Origin of the sequence: Escherichia sp. WS568, assembly GCF_046486085.1 — a bacterium.
Taxonomy (GTDB): Bacteria; Pseudomonadota; Gammaproteobacteria; order Enterobacterales; family Enterobacteriaceae; genus Escherichia; species Escherichia coli.
Genome location: NZ_JBJQMC010000013.1, coordinates 23,717 through 45,068, shown reverse-complemented (window position 1 = coordinate 45,068; position 21,352 = coordinate 23,717). Strand labels below are relative to the sequence as shown.

Sequence of the window (21,352 nt, the reverse complement as noted above, 5' to 3'; positions counted from 1 at the left end):
ATACGCAAAGAAGTTTAGATGTCCAGATGTATTGACGTCCATTAACACAATGTTTACTCTGGTGCCTGACATTTCACCGACCAAGCCCAGGGAACTTCATCACATGACGCGTAAACAGGCCACCATCGCAGTGCGTAGCGGGTTAAATGACGACGAACAGTATGGTTGCGTTGTCCCTCCCATCCATCTTTCCAGCACCTATAACTTTACCGGATTTAATGAACCGCGCGCGCATGATTACTCGCGTCGTGGCAACCCAACGCGCGATGTGGTTCAGCGTGCGCTGGCAGAACTGGAAGGCGGTGCCGGTGCCGTACTTACTAATACCGGCATGTCCGCGATTCACCTGGTAACGACCGTCTTTTTGAAACCTGGCGATCTGCTGGTTGCGCCGCACGACTGCTACGGCGGTAGCTATCGCCTGTTCGACAGTCTGGCAAAACGCGGTTGCTATCGCGTGTTGTTTGTTGATCAAGGCGATGAACAGGCATTACGGGCAGCGCTGGCAGAAAACCCCAAACTGGTACTGGTAGAAAGCCCAAGTAATCCATTGTTACGCGTCGTGGATATTGCGAAAATCTGCCATCTGGCAAGGGAAGCCGGGGCGGTGAGCGTGGTGGATAACACCTTCTTAAGCCCGGCATTACAAAATCCGCTGGCATTAGGTGCCGATCTGGTGTTGCATTCATGCACGAAATATCTGAACGGTCACTCAGACGTGGTGGCTGGCGTGGTGATTGCTAAAGACCCGGACGTTGTCACTGAACTTGCTTGGTGGGCAAACAATATTGGCGTGACGGGCGGCGCGTTTGACAGCTATCTGCTGCTACGTGGTTTGCGAACGCTGGTGCCGCGTATGGAGCTGGCCCAGCGCAACGCGCAGGCGATTGTGAAATATCTACAAACCCAGCCGTTGGTGAAAAAACTGTATCACCCGTCGCTGCCGGAAAATCAGGGGCATGAAATTGCCGCGCGCCAGCAAAAAGGCTTTGGCGCAATGTTGAGTTTTGAACTGGATGGCGATGAGCAGACGCTGCGTCGTTTCCTGGGTGGGCTGTCGTTGTTTACGCTGGCGGAATCATTAGGGGGAGTGGAAAGTTTAATCTCTCACGCCGCAACCATGACACATGCAGGCATGGCACCAGAAGCGCGTGCTGCCGCCGGGATCTCCGAGACGCTGCTGCGTATCTCCACCGGTATTGAAGATGGCGAAGATTTAATTGCCGACCTGGAAAATGGCTTCCGGGCTGCAAACAAGGGGTAAAAATGAGTGTGATTGCGCAGGCAGGGGCGAAAGGTCGTCAACTGCATAAATTTGGTGGCAGTAGTCTGGCTGATGTGAAGTGTTATTTGCGTGTCGCGGGCATTATGGCGGAGTACTCTCAGCCTGACGATATGATGGTGGTTTCCGCCGCCGGTAGCACCACTAACCAGTTGATTAACTGGTTGAAACTAAGCCAGACCGATCGTCTCTCTGCGCATCAGGTTCAACAAACGCTACGTCGTTATCAGTGCGATCTGATTAGCGGCCTGCTACCCGCTGAAGAAGCCGATAGCCTCATTAGCGCTTTTGTCAGCGATCTGGAACGCCTGGCGGCGCTGCTCGACAGCGGTATTAACGATGCGGTGTATGCAGAAGTGGTGGGCCACGGTGAAGTGTGGTCGGCGCGCCTGATGTCTGCGGTACTTAATCAACAAGGGCTGCCAGCGGCCTGGCTTGATGCCCGCGAGTTTTTACGCGCTGAACGCGCCGCGCAGCCGCAGGTTGATGAAGGGCTTTCTTACCCGTTGCTGCAACAGCTACTGGTACAACATCCGGGCAAACGTCTGGTGGTGACCGGGTTTATCAGCCGTAACAACGCCGGTGAAACGGTGCTGCTGGGGCGTAACGGTTCCGACTATTCCGCGACACAAATCGGTGCGCTGGCGGGTGTTTCTCGCGTAACCATCTGGAGCGACGTCGCCGGGGTATACAGCGCCGACCCGCGTAAAGTGAAAGATGCCTGTCTGCTGCCATTGCTGCGTCTTGATGAAGCCAGTGAACTGGCGCGTCTGGCGGCCCCCGTTCTTCACGCCCGTACTTTACAGCCAGTATCCGGTAGTGAAATCGACCTGCAACTGCGCTGTAGCTACACGCCGGATCAAGGTTCCACGCGCATTGAACGCGTGCTGGCCTCAGGTACTGGCGCGCGTATTGTCACCAGCCACGATGATGTCTGTTTGATTGAGTTTCAGGTGCCCGCCAGTCAGGATTTCAAACTGGCGCATAAAGAGATCGACCAGATCCTGAAACGTGCTCAGGTGCGCCCACTGGCGGTTGGCGTACATAACGATCGCCAGTTGCTGCAATTTTGCTACACCTCAGAAGTCGCTGACAGTGCGCTGAAAATTCTCGACGAAGCGGGATTACCTGGCGAACTGCGCCTGCGTCAGGGGCTGGCGCTGGTGGCGATGGTTGGGGCGGGCGTAACCCGTAACCCGCTGCATTGCCACCGCTTCTGGCAGCAACTGAAAGGCCAGCCGGTCGAATTTACCTGGCAGTCCGATGACGGCATCAGCCTGGTGGCAGTACTGCGCACCGGGCCGACCGAAAGCCTGATTCAGGGTCTGCATCAGTCCGTCTTTCGCGCGGAAAAACGCATCGGCCTGGTATTGTTCGGCAAGGGCAATATCGGTTCCCGCTGGCTGGAACTGTTCGCCCGTGAGCAGAGCACGCTTTCGGCGCGTACCGGCTTTGAATTTGTGCTGGCAGGCGTGGTGGACAGCCGCCGCAGCCTGTTGAGCTATGACGGGCTGGACGCCAGCCGCGCGTTAGCCTTCTTCAACGATGAAGCGGTCGAGCAGGATGAAGAGTCGCTGTTCCTGTGGATGCGCGCCCATCCGTATGATGATTTAGTGGTGCTGGACGTTACCGCCAGCCAGCAGCTTGCTGATCAGTATCTCGATTTTGCCAGCCACGGTTTCCACGTCATCAGCGCCAACAAACTGGCGGGAGCCAGCGACAGCAATAAATATCGCCAGATCCACGACGCCTTCGAAAAAACCGGGCGTCACTGGCTGTACAATGCCACTGTCGGTGCGGGTTTGCCGATCAACCATACCGTGCGCGATCTGATCGACAGCGGCGATACCATTTTGTCGATCAGTGGGATCTTCTCTGGCACGCTCTCCTGGCTGTTCCTGCAATTCGACGGTAGCGTGCCGTTTACCGAGCTGGTGGATCAGGCGTGGCAGCAGGGCTTAACCGAGCCTGATCCGCGTGATGACCTTTCCGGCAAAGACGTGATGCGCAAGCTGGTGATTCTGGCGCGTGAAGCGGGTTACAACATTGAACCGGACCAGGTGCGTGTTGAATCACTGGTGCCAACCCATTGCGAAGGTGGAAGCATCGACCATTTCTTTGAAAATGGCGATGAACTTAATGAGCAGATGGTACAACGGTTGGAAGCGGCCCGTGAAATGGGGCTGGTGTTGCGCTACGTGGCGCGTTTCGATGCCAACGGCAAAGCGCGAGTAGGCGTGGAAGCGGTGCGAGAAGACCATCCGCTGGCATCACTACTACCGTGCGATAACGTCTTTGCCATCGAAAGCCGCTGGTATCGCGACAACCCGCTGGTGATCCGCGGGCCAGGTGCAGGGCGCGATGTCACCGCCGGGGCGATTCAGTCGGATATTAACCGTCTGGCGCAGTTGTTGTAGTGATTATTGAACAAAAGCTGGCAGTTGCCAGCTTTTGTTGTCACCTCTAAACCACCTCCTGCGGAGGTGGTGATTGATTGTCATTTTGCCTTTGGTCAGTGCCCCGGTAATAAGGGGGCTTTTGTGTTGAGCGATGAATTCACAGTGTGAATGGTGAAGTTATTTATGACAATTACAAAATGGCATTAAGTAAAAATATCTAAAACATCACCTGATTTAAAATTGATAACCAATAGTAGTATAGGTTCCCCATCCTGTGTTTTTTAATTCAAATGGACCATCTCCGAAGTTAACTTTCTCCCCAGCATTCCATTGTCCACCGTTGTGAAAATAACGTAGTGTAAATGCAAATTTCCAGTGTTCATATAGCAGGGAAAGGATATGGCTTGAAGCAATAGCATTACTGGTTCGTTTATTATTGTGTGATTTGTCCGCAAGATCGGAGCCAAAATCAAAGTTAGTAAAACTATTGTATACCAATCGCCCTCCGAATAAATGGGTAAGAGGAATGCTATATTTTATTTTGAATCGATATCCGTCCCATTCATTTTCATTAGCGGCACCATAGTTTTGCCACTGATACTTGGCGTATATATTGGCAGAAAGCTTAATTGGTAGACCCGTGTCGATATCTGTACCAAGCCCCATATACCATGTACTTTGCCGGGATGACTGGTTGTCACCCATATCATAGACATAGTTGTTTGCAATGAACCATTCTTTAAAAGGGCCGAACGCAAGATTTAATCCGGTCAATTTGTCAATGGAAAACCGAGGTTCTATTTCCGTAAATAGTGGTGAGCCCTCATCCCAGATCCCAACATCATAGTGACTGCCGACGCCAAAGAATTTTGGTAGATCAACATAACCATAAAAATCAAACCAGTCTTTTCTTCCTGCTACAGTATATTCAGGGTAGAGGTCGTTAGTCAGCCTTGGGCCAAAGCGAGAGTCTGTGCGACCAATGACATTCAAGCTTTGATGTAACCAGCCTTCCTCACTTTTAATTTCCTGAGCGTTTCCAATGCAAGGTATTAATAGAATCGATAAAGCTATCCCGTGCTTTTTTATACACATAAATATATCTCATTATCTATTGTTGATTTAGAGAAAATAATGCCATTCAGTGAATGAATGGCATTATAATTTTTTTATTATTTGCTAACGTCCACCCGCATTTCATTTACCTGTGCAGGCGTAATCTTGTGGCCTTTCTTCAAATAATCGATCACGACATCGGACATGTTATTTCCGGCGCGGACCTGAACATTTTTCCCTTCTTTGAATGCCAGAAAACCATCGCCCCCCAGTGCAAGGAAAGTCGTTGTTGCAACATGGTAAATATTCGTATCAACGATCTCTTCACCATTAATTTTAAAAGATACTATGCGCTGACCTACTGGTTTCTGCGGGGTATAGCGCATTTCTGCGCCTTTTGACATTTGCAGGATGCCATTGGTAAGCGATGCCCCGTGTTCCAGTAGGTTACGCAGATCCTTACCGCTGAGATCCATTTCAGTAAGTTCATTCTTGAAGGGGAATGTACTGGTAATGTCGCCAAAGGTAATCGTGCCTGCATTTATATCCGCACGTAAGCTGCCGGAGTTTATCAATGCAATCTGTGCAGTCGGAGCAGCGACAAGCATTGCATCGGTAAACAGGTTGCCTAGTTGCGATGACTCACCATAGGCGCGAGTTAATGCAATCGATGATTCACCCACTGGTTGGCGTACAATATCCGCCAGTTTTTTATTCCAGCCATTGATAACTTTTTGTGTCGTTGGATCGGGTATCCATTCATCGGCATAAACTGTTTTCAGCTCAAAGCTCTTCATTTTATGGGTACGAGCTGTAGGGTTGACATCAAGGACTAATTTACCAATATCGATACCTCCACTATCAGTTGAAAGGATTAAGGTGTTGCCGACTTTGATTGGTTCTGGCGTTCCGACGTGGGCATGCCCGGTAATCAGAATATCCAATCCTTTCACCTTGCTAGCGGTTTGAATATCTTTATCAAGAGCGCGTCTAACATCTGTATTGCCAATGCTGGACTGACGCGCCGGAACGCCTTCATGAACCAGCGCCACAGTGAGGTCAACCTTATCACGTAACTCGTCGATATAATGCTGCAAATACTTCACTTCATCACGTGCTTCAATCCCCTGATTCTTAAGGGTCTCGGAAGATTTATCAAAGCGGTTATTATTGTCATTATCGAGTCCCTGGAGAGAGAGCTCCGAGACCGTATCATTAAATGCAAATACGCCGTGTAGCCCAATAATACCAATCTTGATGCCATCTTTTTCCAGGATGGTGTAGGGCTTGTTCCAGAAGGGGTTCTCACTCTCTTTATGATAAACATTGCCCAATAAAACAGGAAAATTCGCTTTGCTTAATTGTCGCAGGGCATTATCCCAGCCATGGTCAAACTCATGATTACCGATTGATACTGCGTCAAAAGGCATGGTATTCATAATGTCAATTATTGCTTCGCCCTTTGTCAGACTGCTGATATAAGGGCCGGTGAAATAGTCTCCAGCATCAAAATAAAAGGTGGCTTTATTTTTCGCTTTCTCCTGTTTTACTAAAGTAGATATATTGGCAAAGCCGCCAATGTCGCGTTTTCCGTCTGCGATATACGGCACTTTATAAGAATCCACATGAGCGTGAAGATCATTTGTATAAATAATCGTGACATCCTGCGCCATGACTGAGACCGAAAAAATAGTCAGCAATGTTGCGGCAAGTAAAGTACGCTGCACTGTTTTCATTCGCATTCCTTGTTAAATATATAGACTGATAAATGATATTTTATTTGGCGACGTCCATGACTCGTTTAGTTAAGTCTGGGGTGACAGGTTTATGATTTTTGAAATAATCGATGATAGATTCCGCCGAGGTTGTTCCCGGTATCGTCTTCACATTTTTTCCATTCAAAAATGCTTCAAAACCGTCACCACCACTGGCACAAAAGGAGTGCGTGGCAATACGATATGTTTGATTATCTTCCACGGGTTTGCCGTTAATGGTGAAAGAGATTAACCGTTGGTTGAGTGGTTTTTTGCTGTCATAGACAACCGCAACGCTTTTTGAAACCTGTAACACACCGTTAGTTAGATTGGTTGCATGCGTCATCAACGATTTGAGATCGCGGCCCGTCAAATCCATCTCGATGAGGTCATTATTAAAGGGGAATGTGCTAATAACATCTCCCAGTGTGATATCACCTTTAGGAAAATCAGCTCGCATCCCACCGCTATTTTGAAATCCGGCAATGGCATCAGGTGTTTTTTCCATCATTGCATCCAGAATAAGATTACCGGTAGAAGAAGAACTGCCATACTCACGTGTTAAAACTACGGGAGAATGGCCGACAACTTCCTGTGTTATTTTGTTAAGCTTTACGCTCCATTTATCGATAGTATTTTGAACGATGGTGTCAGGTTTAAATTGATCTGCAAAGATGGTGATTAACTCACCATTATAACTATCAATTTTCTTTGTTTTCGGATTGTAATCAAGCACAAGTTTTCCGATGTCGGTGCCGTATGCATCGGTAGATACAATTAATGTGTTATTAACTTTTATTGGTTGCGGTGTTCCGACATGTGCGTGACCGGTAATTAAGACATCAACACCATTCACTTTTTTAGCTGTCTCAATATCTGCCTGTAGTAGCCGCTCCACATCTTTACTACCAAAGCTTGATTGACGCGCCGGAACACCTTCGTGAATTAGCAAAACGGTAATGTCGACTTTACCTTTTAATTCTGCAAGTGCTTTATTTAAATATTTAATTTCGTCTCTGGCTTCTACGCCTTCACGTGCTTTTGCCGCGACTGTATCATAGAAAGCGAATGCACCATGCAATCCAATCACACCAATCTTTAAACCATCTTTTTCGATAATGGTCCACGGATGATCCCAAACTGGTTTATTTGTATCGGTGTAGTAAATATTTCCCAGCAGAATGGGGAATTTTGCTTTTGATAACTGAGATACCATATTGGGCACGCCGTGATCGAACTCGTGATTACCAACGGACACCGCATCAAAGGGCATGGTGTTCATGATATCAATAATAGCTTCACCTTTGGTCAGGGTACTGATATACGGACCGGTAAAATAGTCGCCTGCATCAAAGAAAAAGACATCTTTGTTTTTTTTCTTCGCTTCATTAACGATGCCTGCAATATTAGCCATACCACCTACAAGTCTGTTCTTATCAACAGCGGGAATTTTTGCCGGATTGACATGTGCGTGAATATCATTCGTATAATAAATAGTAACGTCCTGAGCTAGTATACTGTGAGAAAACATCACGCTGAATATGACTGATAAAGTCGTAAATACAGTTCTCATCATCCCTCCTTGATAGGGGTTGTTACATTGGTTGAATTATTTAAATAAAAGGAACACCGTGTCTTATTTTTATGTAAGCATAGGTCAGGAAAGTATTATGTGATCTTGGTAACAAATAATGTTATTAATTAAACATTGACTGTGATTATATTTTTCAGTCATATATTCATATATTTAATTAAATGAGAAATAGTGATCCCATTAATTTATGGTCGTTTGTCGAGTGTATTGACTAACAAGATGGAGTGAGCGATTCATTGTATTTTAACGCCAGTGAGGTCAGCATTTTCGTTACGCGACCTGCGGATAATAACGCGCTTTGGGTAAAGTCGTGTTGGTCTGTCAGCCATGTGATAAAGCAACGACTGGTTGCCAGAGAAACATTTGCGCCCCTTTCTAAGGAGACTCCTGTGAGCAGGCAGACCATCTTGCTGTTATTCCCCTGCCCCCAGCGTTGCCACTGATTTTGCCACCAACCATGGTATGTCGTTCCCTGAAAATGCCAGGGAATATCAGCGTTACGGTCGCTGATTTCTTCTTCTACGAACCAAAGTTCGCCTTGTTGTTGGCGGAACTGATCTGCCCAGGCTGTAATAATTGCGCCTCTCAGAAAACATTCGTGTGAAATGATATGCGTTTTGACATGTGGAAAGCGGATTTTCAGTATTCTGAAATGCCCGTGTGCCGTGATAACCGGGCGTAGTATGGCTCCCTTGCCGTTGCGCTTGAGCACAGCACTGCCATACTGAATTTCATCGAACTGGCTCCGGCGCAAGAATTGCGCTTCACGCATATCTACCCTCTGCACAATATCGCTATGGTGCTCAGTTGGTTCTGTATTGCCTCTGTAACTGTACCGCAGACTGTCTCCTGTCTGATGTTGCGTATAATTCGTGGAGAGATGAAGGATGTTGCCACGAGTGGCGTCAAGACTGACTAAAACATAGAGCTTTTGTACTGCGCTGGCTCCTTGAAAGGGCATGAACAGTTGAACGGTTTCAATGGACTGGGGATACGTAATTTCTCTTGCTGGCTGCTGTTTCGGAGTCCAGACTTTTTTGCATGAACGGCATTGAACGCGTTGTGTTCCCTGCGGGTTGTGGCCATAAAAAATCTTTTCTTTACAATAGCATGATGGACAAAAATGCCCTGTTTCTATGGCACACGCAGTCATGTGAACTGACAACCAGTCACGAAATTGTTGTTCATCAAACAAAGGGGGGTAACTTCCGCATGCCTGGCAGTGCAGTGCCGGAAAACCCAGTTTATAGTCTGGCCAACTGTAATCTTCCGATGAGGCCAATCCCAAATTTCGACAACCGAACGTTTTACAGACATTAATCGCAAACAGATTTGACATATATCACCAACGATTTCATAAGGTCGTTGATTTTGTCCTACAGTTATCGCCTCTGGATGTGAGTATTCTCACATAAAAAAGCCTTTCAGAACGTAATGTAGCAATCCTTTATCTCACTGGAAGGGATTGTTTATGAAAATTAAAATGCTTGCTGCGGGTATCGCATTAACACTGCCGTTTTGGGCTTGCGCCAAAGATGTCACCATCATTTATACCAACGACCTCCATGCACATGTAGAGCCTTATAAAGTGCCGTGGATTGCTGACGGTAAACGGGATATTGGCGGCTGGGCAAATATCACTACGCTTGTTAAACAAGAAAAAGCTAAAAACAAAGCGACCTGGTTTTTTGATGCGGGTGACTATTTTACCGGACCGTATATCAGCAGCCTGACTAAAGGCAAGGCGATTATCGATATTATGAATACCATGCCATTCGATGCGGTCACTATAGGTAATCATGAATTTGATCACGGCTGGGACAATACGTTATTACAGTTGAGTCAGGCAAAATTCCCGATTGTGCAGGGTAATGTTTTTTATCAGAACAGCAGTAAATCATTCTGGGATAAGCCCTATACCATCATTGAAAAAGACGGCGTGAAAATTGGCGTGATTGGTTTGCACGGTGTATTTGCCTTTAATGATACGGTATCTGCGGCAACGCGAGTGGGTATTGAGGCGCGTGATGAAATTAAATGGCTACAACGTTATATCGATGAACTCAAAGGCAAGGTTGATCTAACCGTCGCCCTGATCCACGAAGGTGTTCCGGCCCGCCAGTCCAGTATGGGAGGCACGGATGTGCGTCGCGCACTGGATAAAGATATTCAGACGGCAAGTCAGGTGAAAGGGTTGGATATTTTGATCACCGGGCATGCACATGTGGGTACGCCGGAACCGATTAAAGTCGGCAATACGTTAATCCTCTCCACTGACAGCGGCGGGATTGATGTCGGTAAACTGGTTCTCGACTACAAAGAGAAGCCGCACACTTTTACGGTGAAAAACTTCGAGCTTAAAACCCTTTACGCCGATGAGTGGAAGCCCGATCCGCAAACGAAACAGGTGATTGATAGTTGGAACAAAAAGCTGGATGAAGTCGTGCAACAAACGGTGGCGCAATCGCCGGTTGAACTAAAACGTGCCTATGGTGAATCAGCTTCTCTCGGGAACCTGGCGGCAGACGCTTTGCTGGCAGCGGCGGGTAAAAATACCCAGTTGGCGTTAACCAACTCTGGCGGGATTCGCAATGAGATCCCGGCGGGTGCAATTACGATGGGTGGCGTCATCAGTACCTTCCCGTTCCCCAACGAACTGGTGACGATGGATCTCACGGGTAAACAATTACGCAGTTTGATGGAACACGGCGCAAGTTTGAGTAATGGCGTTTTACAGGTATCGAAAGGCCTGGAAATGAAGTACGACAGCAGTAAGCCGGTTGGTCAGCGGGTAATCACGCTGACTCTGAATGGCAAACCCATTGAAGATGCGACGATTTACCACATTGCTACTCAGAGTTTCCTTGCTGATGGTGGAGATGGTTTTACCGCCTTTACCGAAGGGAAAGCGCGTAACACAACGGGCGGTTATTACGTTTATCACGCCGTGGTTGATTACTTCAAAGCGGGTAACACCATCACGGATGAACAGATCAACGGTATGCGCGTGAAAGATATCAAGTAAAAGTACGTATTGAGTTGATTCATCTGTTTGTTACCAGTTGATTTTGCAGATCCAGTATTCGGCCTACGCGAGGGCGCAGGCCGAATCAGATGCCTTAGCATCACCATCCGGTGGCAGGACGTTGTTTTTCGAATAAGCCCAGGTGTCGCTGTGTTGTCAGAATATCAGTCAAAACGTGCGAGGTGGATTGCGCTATAGAGAAATCTTTTATCGCCTCTAATTAAGATGAGTTTTTTTCAACTTCCCTGATTTTTCCTCACCATCATTGGTCATTTTTCGGTTGACGCCCCTCGGCTTTTCCTTCATCTTTACATCTGGACGTCTAAATGGATAGATGTTCACAACACAACATATAACTACAAGCGATTGATGAGGTAAGGTATGAGCTTTTTTCACGCCAGCCAGCGGGATGCCCTGAATCAGAGTCTGGCAGAAGTCCAGGGGCAGATTAACGTTTCGTTCGAGTTTTTCCCGCCGCGTACCAGTGAAATGGAGCAGACCCTGTGGAACTCCATCGATCGCCTTAGCAACCTGAAACCGAAGTTTGTGTCGGTGACCTATGGCGCGAACTCCGGCGAGCGTGACCGTACGCACAGCATTATTAAAGGCATTAAAGATCGCACTGGTCTGGAAGCGGCACCGCATCTTACTTGCATTGATGCGACGCCCGACGAGCTGCGCACCATTGCACGTGACTACTGGAATAACGGTATTCGTCATATCGTGGCGCTGCGTGGCGATCTGCCGCCGGGAAGCGGTAAGCCGGAAATGTATGCTTCTGACCTGGTGACGCTGTTAAAAGAAGTGGCAGATTTCGATATCTCCGTGGCGGCGTATCCGGAGGTTCACCCGGAAGCAAAAAGCGCTCAGGCGGATTTGCTCAACCTGAAACGCAAAGTCGATGCCGGAGCCAACCGCGCGATTACTCAGTTCTTCTTTGATGTCGAAAGCTACCTGCGTTTTCGTGACCGCTGCGTATCGGCAGGCATTGATGTGGAAATCATTCCGGGCATTTTGCCGGTATCTAACTTTAAACAGGCGAAGAAATTCGCTGACATGACCAACGTGCGTATTCCGGCGTGGATGGCGCAAATGTTTGACGGGCTGGACGACGACGCTGAAACCCGCAAGCTGGTGGGCGCGAATATTGCCATGGATATGGTGAAGATTTTAAGTCGTGAAGGGGTAAAAGATTTCCACTTCTATACGCTTAACCGTGCTGAAATGAGTTACGCGATTTGCCATACGCTGGGTGTTCGACCTGGTTTATAAATAGTGTGGCTTTTGTGAAAATCACACAGTGATCACAAATTTTAAACAGAGCACAAAATGCTGCCTCGAAATGAGGGCGGGAAAATAAGGTTGTCAGCCTTGTTTTCTCCCTCATTACTTGAAGGATATGAAGCTAAAATCCTTTTTTATAAAGCATTTGTCCGAATTCGGACATAATCAAAAAAGCTTAATTACGATCAATTTGATCTACATCTCTTTAACCAACAATATGTAAGATCTCAACTATCGCATCCGTGGATTAATTCAATTATAACTTCTCTCTAACGCTGTGTATCGTAACGGTAACACTGTAGAGGGGAGCACATTGATGAGCACGTCAGACGATATCCATAACACGACAGCCACTGGCAAATGCCCGTTCCATCAGGGCGGTCACGACCAGAGCGCGGGTGGGGGCACAACCACGCGCGACTGGTGGCCAAATCAACTCCGTGTTGACCTGTTAAACCAACATTCTAATCGTTCTAACCCGCTGGGTGAGGACTTTGACTACCGCAAAGAATTCAGCAAATTAGATTACTACGGCCTGAAAAAAGATCTGAAAGCCCTGCTGACAGAATCTCAGCCGTGGTGGCCTGCCGACTGGGGCAGCTATGCCGGTCTGTTTATTCGTATGGCCTGGCACGGCGCGGGTACTTACCGTTCCATCGACGGACGCGGCGGCGCGGGTCGTGGTCAGCAACGTTTTGCACCGCTGAACTCCTGGCCGGATAACGTAAGCCTCGATAAAGCGCGTCGCCTGCTGTGGCCAATCAAACAGAAATATGGTCAGAAAATCTCCTGGGCCGACCTGTTTATCCTCGCGGGTAACGTGGCGCTGGAAAACTCCGGCTTCCGTACCTTCGGTTTTGGTGCCGGTCGTGAAGACGTCTGGGAACCGGATCTGGATGTTAACTGGGGTGATGAAAAAGCCTGGCTGACCCACCGTCATCCGGAAGCACTGGCGAAAGCACCGCTGGGCGCAACCGAGATGGGCCTGATTTACGTTAACCCGGAAGGCCCGGATCACAGCGGCGAACCGCTTTCTGCGGCAGCAGCTATCCGCGCGACCTTCGGCAACATGGGCATGAACGACGAAGAAACCGTGGCGCTGATTGCGGGTGGTCATACGCTGGGTAAAACTCACGGTGCCGGTCCGACATCAAATGTAGGTCCTGATCCAGAAGCTGCACCGATTGAAGAACAAGGTTTAGGCTGGGCGAGCACTTACGGCAGCGGCGTTGGCGCAGATGCCATCACCTCTGGTCTGGAAGTGGTCTGGACCCAGACACCGACCCAGTGGAGCAACTATTTCTTCGAGAACCTGTTCAAATATGAGTGGGTACAGACCCGCAGCCCGGCTGGCGCAATCCAGTTTGAAGCGGTAGACGCACCGGAAATTATCCCGGATCCGTTCGATCCGTCGAAGAAACGTAAACCGACAATGCTGGTGACCGACCTGACGCTGCGTTTTGATCCTGAGTTCGAGAAGATTTCTCGTCGTTTCCTCAACGATCCGCAGGCGTTCAACGAAGCCTTTGCCCGTGCCTGGTTCAAACTGACGCACAGGGATATGGGGCCGAAATCTCGCTACATCGGGCCGGAAGTACCGAAAGAAGATCTGATCTGGCAAGATCCTCTGCCGCAGCCGATCTACAACCCGACCGAGCAGGACATTATCGATCTGAAATTCGCGATTGCGGATTCTGGTCTGTCTGTCAGCGAGCTGGTATCGGTGGCCTGGGCGTCTGCTTCTACCTTCCGTGGTGGCGACAAACGTGGTGGTGCCAATGGTGCACGTCTGGCATTAATGCCGCAGCGCGACTGGGATGTGAACGCCGCAGCCGTTCGTGCTCTGCCAGTTCTGGAGAAAATTCAGAAAGAGTCTGGTAAAGCCTCGCTGGCAGATATCATCGTGCTGGCTGGTGTGGTTGGTGTTGAGAAAGCCGCAAGCGCCGCAGGTTTGAGCATTCATGTACCGTTTGCGCCGGGTCGCGTTGATGCGCGTCAGGATCAGACTGACATTGAGATGTTCGAACTGCTGGAGCCAATTGCTGACGGTTTCCGTAACTATCGCGCTCGTCTGGACGTTTCCACCACCGAGTCACTGCTGATTGATAAAGCCCAGCAACTGACCCTGACCGCGCCGGAAATGACTGCGCTGGTGGGCGGGATGCGCGTACTGGGTGCCAACTTCGATGGCAGCAAAAACGGCGTCTTCACTGACCGCGTTGGCGTATTGAGCAATGACTTCTTCGTGAACTTGCTGGATATGCGTTACGAGTGGAAAGCGACCGACGAATCGAAAGAGCTGTTCGAAGGCCGTGACCGCGAAACCGGCGAAGTGAAATACACAGCCAGCCGTGCGGATCTGGTCTTTGGTTCTAACTCTGTCCTGCGTGCGGTGGCGGAAGTTTACGCCAGCAGCGATGCCCACGAGAAGTTTGTTAAAGACTTCGTGGCGGCATGGGTGAAAGTGATGAACCTCGACCGTTTCGACCTGCTGTAATCTGACCTTCTTCAGCGACTGCCTTTCAGGCAGTCGCTGAAGTTTCTTTACCGGCGTATAGTGTCCACAGGAAAACTACACACTGGATCTCTCATGTCTGCCGCAGGAAAGAGCAACCCACTGGCAATCAGTGGCCTGGTTGTGCTCACACTTATCTGGAGTTATAGCTGGATTTTCATGAAGCAAGTCACCAGCTACATCGGTGCCTTCGACTTTACCGCCTTACGCTGCATTTTCGGCGCTCTCGTTTTATTCATCGTCCTTTTATTACGCGGTCGCGGCATGCGCCCGACGCCGTTTAAATACACCTTAGCCATTGCCCTGTTACAAACCTGCGGGATGGTCGGCCTGGCGCAGTGGGCGCTGGTCAGCGGAGGAGCGGGGAAGGTGGCAATCCTGAGCTATACCATGCCGTTCTGGGTGGTAATTTTCGCCGCGTTGTTTCTCGGTGAACGCCTGCGACGCGGACAATATTTCGCGATTCTGATTGCCGCTTTCGGCTTATTTTTGGTGTTGCAGCCGTGGCAACTCGATTTCTCTTCGATGAAAAGCGCCATGCTGGCAATCCTCTCCGGTGTGAGTTGGGGGGCGAGCGCGATTGTTGCTAAACGTCTGTATGCCCGCCATCCGCGCGTGGATTTATTGTCGCTAACATCCTGGCAGATGCTGTATGCGGCGCTGGTGATGAGCGTGGTCGCTTTACTGGTGCCGCAACGTGAAATTGACTGGCAACCCACCGTGTTCTGGGCGCTGGCCTACAGTGCGATTCTGGCGACAGCGCTGGCGTGGAGCTTATGGTTGTTTGTATTGAAAAACTTGCCTGCCAGTATTGCCAGCTTAAGCACACTGGCCGTTCCCGTTTGCGGCGTACTCTTTTCCTGGTGGCTGCTCGGTGAAAATCCGGGGGCCGTTGAAGGTAGCGGCATTGTGCTGATTGTGCTGGCACTGGCGCTGGTGAGCCGTAAGAAAAAAGAAGCCGTCAGCGTAAAAAGGATCTGAATTTTTTACATGTGGGGCGAGCGCTCATTTAGCAAAATACCGATAGTGCCCCACCATCCGCCAGCTAAACAGTACATCTTCTTCCTGCGTGCCTGCGCCAATGTTATGTATCACCAGCGGCGTACCGTCGCGGGCAAAGCCATCTGACACCACCCCAATATGTGCCAGCCCGTTATCTAATCGCCAGGAGACAATATCGCCCGCTTGATAGTCACTGGGGTTCTTGCTGGTGGGGCGTGTTTTATCGTGGCGGGTAAACCAGGTTTCCAGATTAGGCACCCGACGGTGATCGATGTTGCTGTCCGGGCGCTTTAACTGCCATTTTTGCGGGTACGCAGCAAAATTCTTCGCCATATCTTCGTGCACCAGTTTCTGCAAATCGACCTTCTGGCTGCGCAATGCACGGATCACCACATCGGAACATACGCCGCGTTCTTGCGGGACATCACCGCCAGGATAGGTAAGCTGCACATACGCCGGATCGTAAAATAGCGTGCTGCCGATTTGCTGTCTGGCACCGTCTGCGATGGCAAGGTTGGTGTTGGCCTGGATCTGTACCACGGTTGGTGGAACGGCGGGAGATTTTAAGGAGTGGCTGGTAATTGCCGTTAGCAGGCTGACCAGCACCAGTGAAGCTTTCATCTGGTTCGTCCGTGAAAATAAGAGTCACAGATTCGACCTTCCGGGCTAACGATTGTTCTGTAGAGAAAATGTCCAGAAGCGGATAAAAAATTCCTGAACAACGTGGGAGTTTCAGATTACTGGCACAGAGTGCCGGATGCGGCGTGAACGCCTTATCCGGCCTACAAAAGCACGCAAATTCAATATATTGCAGAGATTGCGTAGGCCTGATAAGCGTAGCGCATCAGGCAATTTTGCGTTCAAACTCCCGGACAAGCCGGGAGTTTGGAGTAGGTTATTCCCACTCTTGCAGGAAACGTTGTCCATACTGGTCAGCTACCAGCAGTGCGGCGTAAACCTGATCTGGCGTTGCGCCGCCAGGCATGTTGTGGATGGTTTCACCTTCTGCACATGCCGCTTCTGCCACAATTCGCATTTTCGCCGGGACATCTTCTTTAATATCCAGTTGAGCGAGCGTTATTGGCAAACCTACCGCATGGCTAAGGGCAGCTACGGTTTCGATTTCCTCCACCGGCGCATTTTCCAGTACCAGCTGCGTCAGCGTACCAAATGCCACTTTTTCACCATGATAATAGTGATGCGCGTCCGGGATAGCGGTCAGGCCGTTATGTACCGCGTGTGCCGCCGCCAGCCCGCCGCTTTCAAAACCAACACCGCTCAAATAGGTGTTCGCTTCAATCACGCGTTCCAGCGCCGGAGTCACTACATGCTGTTCGGCGGCAAGCATCGCTTTTTCGCCTTCTTCCAGCAGAGTGTTGTAGCACAGTTCTGCCAGTGCCAGCGCCGCCTGAGTGCACTTGCCGCCCGCCATGGTGGTAGCGCCGCTACGGGAACAGGCGCGTGCTTCAAACCAGGTTGCCAGCGCATCGCCGATACCCGCCGCTAACAGACGTGCAGGTGCGCCAGCGACGATTTTGGTGTCGACAATGACCATATTCGGGTTATTTGGCAACATCAGATAGCGGTCAAACTCACCCTCATCGGTGTAGATAACAGACAACGCACTGCACGGTGCGTCGGTAGAGGCGATAGTCGGTGCGATCGCTACCGGAACACCCATGAAATGTGCCAGTGCTTTGGCAGTATCGAGGGTTTTTCCGCCACCGATACCGAGAATTGCGCCACACTGCGCAGTCTCCGCGATGCCACGCAGACGGTCGATCTCATTTTGCGAACATTCACCGCCAAACGGCGCAATTTCTACTACCAGTCCAGCATCTTTAAAGCTTTTCTCGACAGTGGATTGAGCAAAACCTAAAACAAATTTGTCACCCACCACTAACCAGCGTTCCGCCAGTGGCTTCAGGTATTCGCCCAGACGATTAATCACATCAGCGCCCTGGATGTATTTACCCGGTGATTGAATAATGCGGTCCATAATTGCTCCTTTAGAGATGAGTAGTGCCAAATGCGGCATTCCAGTCGTGTTCGAACTTCTCTATAGCTGACTCTACCGCAGGGGTGTTGAGCATTTGTTGCGCTACATCTAAGGGCAGGGTGATGGATTCACATCCTGCCAGTAAACAGTCCAGCGCCTGACGCGGCGTTTTAAAGCTGGCTGCCAGCACCATGCTTTCTGGCGCGTGCATTTCCAACAGCGCTTGCAGCTCCTGAACCGTACGAATGCCGTCACCGCCCTGGGCGTCGACGCGGTTAACATACGGAGCAACATATTTTGCCCCTGCCAGCGCGGCTAATAACCCTTGTGCGGCGCTATATACAGCGGTGCCAAGTGTAGTAATACCCTCTTTTTTCAGCATTTTTATGGCGGCAAGACCTTCGGAAGTTACCGGGATTTTCACCACAATGCCCGGAATGGCGTCGCGCAGGCGCTTCGCTTCTTCCACCATACCCTGCGCGTCACGACTCATGGTCTGAGCAAACAAAATACCCTCATCACCAATCGCTTTTTGCAGACGCGGCAGCACTTCCCAGATGGACTCCTTGCTGGCAGCGATAATGCTCGGGTTAGTTGTCACCCCGGCAATCGGGAATATGCGTGCCAGACGTTCGACTTCTGCGACGTTAGCGGTGTCCAGATACAGTTCCATGATGTTTCCTTTTACAGTTCCAGTTCATGTTGCAGCAGGCTGGCGATAGCGTCGGCAGAGGCGGCGTTAACCAGCGCGTTACGGAATTCTTCGTGCATGATGCGACGAGCGAGGCGCGAGAAAATGCGCATGTGCTGATCGCCCGCAGCATGTTTGTTCAGGGTTAACATAATGATGAATTGCGCTTCATCATCGCCCCAGCGCACCGGCGCTGCCAGACGCGCCACGCTGATGGTGGATTGCTCAATGTGTTCTGATTTGCTGTGGGGAATGGCGAAACTAAAGCCCAGACCGGTAGAGAAAACGGCCTCGCGCGCCCACAAGTCGGCTTCCAGTTTACGCGGATAGCGGCAGCGGCCCGCCAGCAGCAGGTTATCGGTCATGCCTTTGAGCACTTCTTCTTTGCTGCGCCAGTCGCTTTCCAGTGTGATGCACTCGGCGGTGACCAGCGGTGCGTCTTGTTGGGTCATGCGGAATTGCGCCAGCAGGTGTTCCACTTCCAGCGACGTACGGCAGGCCATTGCCTGGTTGAGCAACTGGCGGCACTCACGGCTATCAAGTTGCGCCATCCGCGCTTTCGCCGCCGGAATTGATGGTGCGCTCATGCTGAGTTCATCCAGCCCTAAACCGACCAGCAAAGGCAGCACGGAACCTTTCGCTCCCAGTTCACCGCACAGACCAATCCATTTGCCCTGGCGATGCACCGCCTGCACGGCGTAATCGAGCGCCCGCAAGAAGGCCGGATTCAGGCTGTTATAGTGACGAGTAACCTTAGCGTTATCGCGATCCACTGCCAGCAGATATTGCGTCAGGTCATTACTACCGATACTAAAGAAATCAATCTCTTCGCAGCATTGATCGATGATGAACATCACCGACGGCACTTCCAGCATAATGCCGAGCTGGATCTTCTCATCAAACGGAATGTGTTCGTTACGTAGTTGCTGTTTGGCTTCTGCCAGTTTTTCTTTTACCCATAAGATCTCTTCCATTGAGGAGATCATCGGGATCATGATTTTCAGGCTGCCGTGAGCGGAGGCACGGAGAATCGACCGTAGTTGTGTGGTAAATAACGACGCGTACTCTTCATAAATACGCACGGCGCGATAACCGAGGAACGGGTTTGCCTCTGCGGGAATGTTCAGATAATCAACGGGTTTGTCACCGCCAATATCCATAGTGCGCACAATAATGCTGCGTCCGTTGGCGGACTCCAGCGCCTGACAAAAAATGTTGTACAGCTCGCTTTCGCCCGGTGCGCTGGTGCGATCCATATAGAGCATTTCAGTGCGGAATAAACCAACGCCTTCCGCACCATTGCCGAATGCGGCCTGCGCTTCCACGGAGTGAGCGATGTTAGCAGCAATTTCAATGCGGATACCGTCAGCGGTACGGGCTTGTTGGGTCAGCCAGACACGCTGTTGCTCACGCAGAGCGTCCTGTACGCGGGCTTCTTGCTGATAATAACGGGCCACGGATTCCCCTGGCTCAACCACAATCGCCCCAGCGTTGCCGTCGATATAAATCGTTTGATGCTGCCACGGAGTGAGGGCATCAATATCCACACCAACCAGCGTCGGAATGTTGAACGAACGGGCAAGGATCACCGTATGTGAGGTGGTGCCGCCGCTTTTGAGCAACAATCCTTTGAGGTGATTTTTATCCAGTTCGAGGAACTGGCTGGGGGTCAGTTCATCAGCCATACAAATGGCGGGCTGCGTCAGTTTGCCCGGTGCCGGGAAGCGTTGCTCACCGTAGATTTGCTGGAGTAACTGGAAGCAGACGTCGCGTACGTCCAGGGCACGTTCTTGCAGGTAGCTGCTGCTGGAACGGGCGAACTCTTCGCAAAAGTGATTCGCACTGGCAACAATCGCTTCGGCGCAGCTTAATCCGGCGCTGACACCTGCCAGTAAATGTTCGCGCAGGGAAGTATCGCCAGCCAGGGATCGGTGCGCTTCCAGAATCGCGCTGGTAGCACCGTCGCTATCCAGCAGACGAAACTCTATGTTTTTCAGTACCAGCGTCAGACCGTTTTCCAGTGCGGATTGTTCGGCGTCAACGCCTTTGGCTGCGGGAAGATTACCCAGCGCATTGAGATCTAAAGAAGAGATCGGCGTCAGAATGCCGCCTGCGCTACCGCTGCACACGGTGCGGGCACGGATAATTTGCGGATTCAGATTGGTCAGTGAAACCGGCAGTGGTTCCAGTTCGTCAGATTTTACTTCCGCCAGCGGTGCGTCGCAGTGGGGGAATTCATCGCGCAGCCATTGGCTTAAACGCTGGTGCGCTTCCTGTTCGTCGGCCCCGGAAATCAGTAACTGGCAGTTATCGCCCACCAGCGTATCGGTGCCAATCAGCGCAAGGGCGCTTTTGGCGTTGCCCTTGCGGTCAGTGCGCAGGTTATGCCACTCAATTTGTGATGAAAAAGTATTACACAGCGTTTCAACGTGGCTTGCCGGACGCGCATGTACGCCGTTAGGTAGCTCACAAATAAATTCCACAATCAGGGCCATTGCCTCTCTCCCGGTACGGTTTTCTGTTTACAGGATAAGAGCGCACGGCAACGGCCTGCCATGTGACAAATCTGCCAAAAGCTGGACAAATGTAATGTAACCGCCAATTTGCGACGCGTCTCACAAGACGCCGTTTTGCGGCATGCTTCCGGGTTATCGCAAGTTATGAGGCGGATCGCATTTTTGTACTGATATTACAAAAGTCCAGTAAATGGCCTTTTTATCCACTGTTTGCTCCGCCTGCGATTGCCTATTG

13 protein-coding genes and 1 pseudogene are annotated in these 21,352 nt (G+C 50.4%); 6 read left to right on the top strand and 8 right to left on the bottom strand.

Features of this window, described 5'->3' with window-relative positions; all coding sequences use genetic code 11:
• The first annotated feature begins 103 nt into the window (after window positions 1-103).
• Together metB and metL are read left to right on the top strand one after the other, a co-directional pair.
• Entirely contained in the window at window positions 104-1,264 is a 1,161-nt protein-coding gene (gene metB / locus ACJHWR_RS15390; protein ID WP_001361701.1) for a cystathionine gamma-synthase, read from the top strand.
• Between the two features lie 2 nt (window positions 1,265-1,266).
• The gene (gene metL, locus ACJHWR_RS15385) at window positions 1,267-3,699 is read left to right on the top strand and encodes a bifunctional aspartate kinase/homoserine dehydrogenase II (protein ID WP_000110774.1); all 2,433 of its coding nucleotides are present in this window, start codon (window positions 1,267-1,269) and stop codon (window positions 3,697-3,699) included.
• Window positions 3,700-3,930: 231 nt separating this feature from the next.
• Here metL and ACJHWR_RS15380 read toward each other — a convergent pair.
• The 4 genes and pseudogenes from ACJHWR_RS15380 to ACJHWR_RS15365 all read right to left on the bottom strand — a co-directional run.
• Window positions 3,931-4,776, bottom strand: a pseudogene (locus ACJHWR_RS15380) (nucleoside-specific channel-forming protein Tsx); the annotation flags it as partial.
• A gap of 77 nt (window positions 4,777-4,853) precedes the next feature.
• Window positions 4,854-6,473: a bifunctional metallophosphatase/5'-nucleotidase gene (locus tag ACJHWR_RS15375; RefSeq protein ID WP_001361700.1), complete on the bottom strand. Its 1,620-nt coding sequence runs from the start codon at window positions 6,471-6,473 to the stop codon at window positions 4,854-4,856.
• 40 nt (window positions 6,474-6,513) lie between these two features.
• On the bottom strand, window positions 6,514-8,064 hold the full coding sequence (locus ACJHWR_RS15370) for a bifunctional metallophosphatase/5'-nucleotidase (protein ID WP_001261171.1): 1,551 nt from the start codon (window positions 8,062-8,064) through the stop codon (window positions 6,514-6,516).
• A gap of 232 nt (window positions 8,065-8,296) precedes the next feature.
• Complete coding sequence (locus ACJHWR_RS15365; RefSeq protein WP_000067197.1) at window positions 8,297-9,424, bottom strand: hypothetical protein; 1,128 nt, start codon at window positions 9,422-9,424, stop codon at window positions 8,297-8,299.
• A 132-nt stretch (window positions 9,425-9,556) separates the two neighbouring features.
• Between ACJHWR_RS15365 and ACJHWR_RS15360 the strand changes: the two genes are divergently transcribed.
• From ACJHWR_RS15360 to yijE, 4 genes are all read left to right on the top strand, one after another.
• Complete coding sequence (locus ACJHWR_RS15360; RefSeq protein WP_000694763.1) at window positions 9,557-11,110, top strand: bifunctional metallophosphatase/5'-nucleotidase; 1,554 nt, start codon at window positions 9,557-9,559, stop codon at window positions 11,108-11,110.
• 381 nt (window positions 11,111-11,491) lie between these two features.
• A complete protein-coding gene (gene metF / locus ACJHWR_RS15355) occupies window positions 11,492-12,382 on the top strand; it encodes a methylenetetrahydrofolate reductase (protein ID WP_000007512.1) in 891 nt (296 codons plus the stop codon).
• A gap of 328 nt (window positions 12,383-12,710) precedes the next feature.
• Window positions 12,711-14,891: a catalase/peroxidase HPI gene (katG, locus tag ACJHWR_RS15350; RefSeq protein ID WP_001296626.1), complete on the top strand. Its 2,181-nt coding sequence runs from the start codon at window positions 12,711-12,713 to the stop codon at window positions 14,889-14,891.
• 93 nt (window positions 14,892-14,984) lie between these two features.
• Window positions 14,985-15,890 (top strand): cystine transporter YijE, encoded by a 906-nt coding sequence (yijE, locus tag ACJHWR_RS15345; RefSeq protein WP_001271242.1) that lies wholly within the window; start codon window positions 14,985-14,987, stop codon window positions 15,888-15,890.
• A 24-nt stretch (window positions 15,891-15,914) separates the two neighbouring features.
• Here yijE and ACJHWR_RS15340 read toward each other — a convergent pair whose 3' ends face one another.
• From ACJHWR_RS15340 to ptsP, 4 genes are all read right to left on the bottom strand, one after another.
• Window positions 15,915-16,532 (bottom strand): DUF1287 domain-containing protein, encoded by a 618-nt coding sequence (locus ACJHWR_RS15340; protein WP_000648015.1) that lies wholly within the window; start codon window positions 16,530-16,532, stop codon window positions 15,915-15,917.
• A gap of 274 nt (window positions 16,533-16,806) precedes the next feature.
• A complete protein-coding gene (gene gldA, locus ACJHWR_RS15335; RefSeq protein ID WP_000374017.1) occupies window positions 16,807-17,910 on the bottom strand; it encodes a bifunctional L-1,2-propanediol dehydrogenase/glycerol dehydrogenase in 1,104 nt (367 codons plus the stop codon).
• A 10-nt stretch (window positions 17,911-17,920) separates the two neighbouring features.
• Window positions 17,921-18,583 (bottom strand): fructose-6-phosphate aldolase, encoded by a 663-nt coding sequence (fsa, locus tag ACJHWR_RS15330; RefSeq protein ID WP_000424845.1) that lies wholly within the window; start codon window positions 18,581-18,583, stop codon window positions 17,921-17,923.
• Window positions 18,584-18,594: 11 nt separating this feature from the next.
• Window positions 18,595-21,096: a phosphoenolpyruvate--protein phosphotransferase gene (gene ptsP, locus ACJHWR_RS15325; protein WP_001185129.1), complete on the bottom strand. Its 2,502-nt coding sequence runs from the start codon at window positions 21,094-21,096 to the stop codon at window positions 18,595-18,597.
• Window positions 21,097-21,352 lie beyond the last annotated feature (256 nt).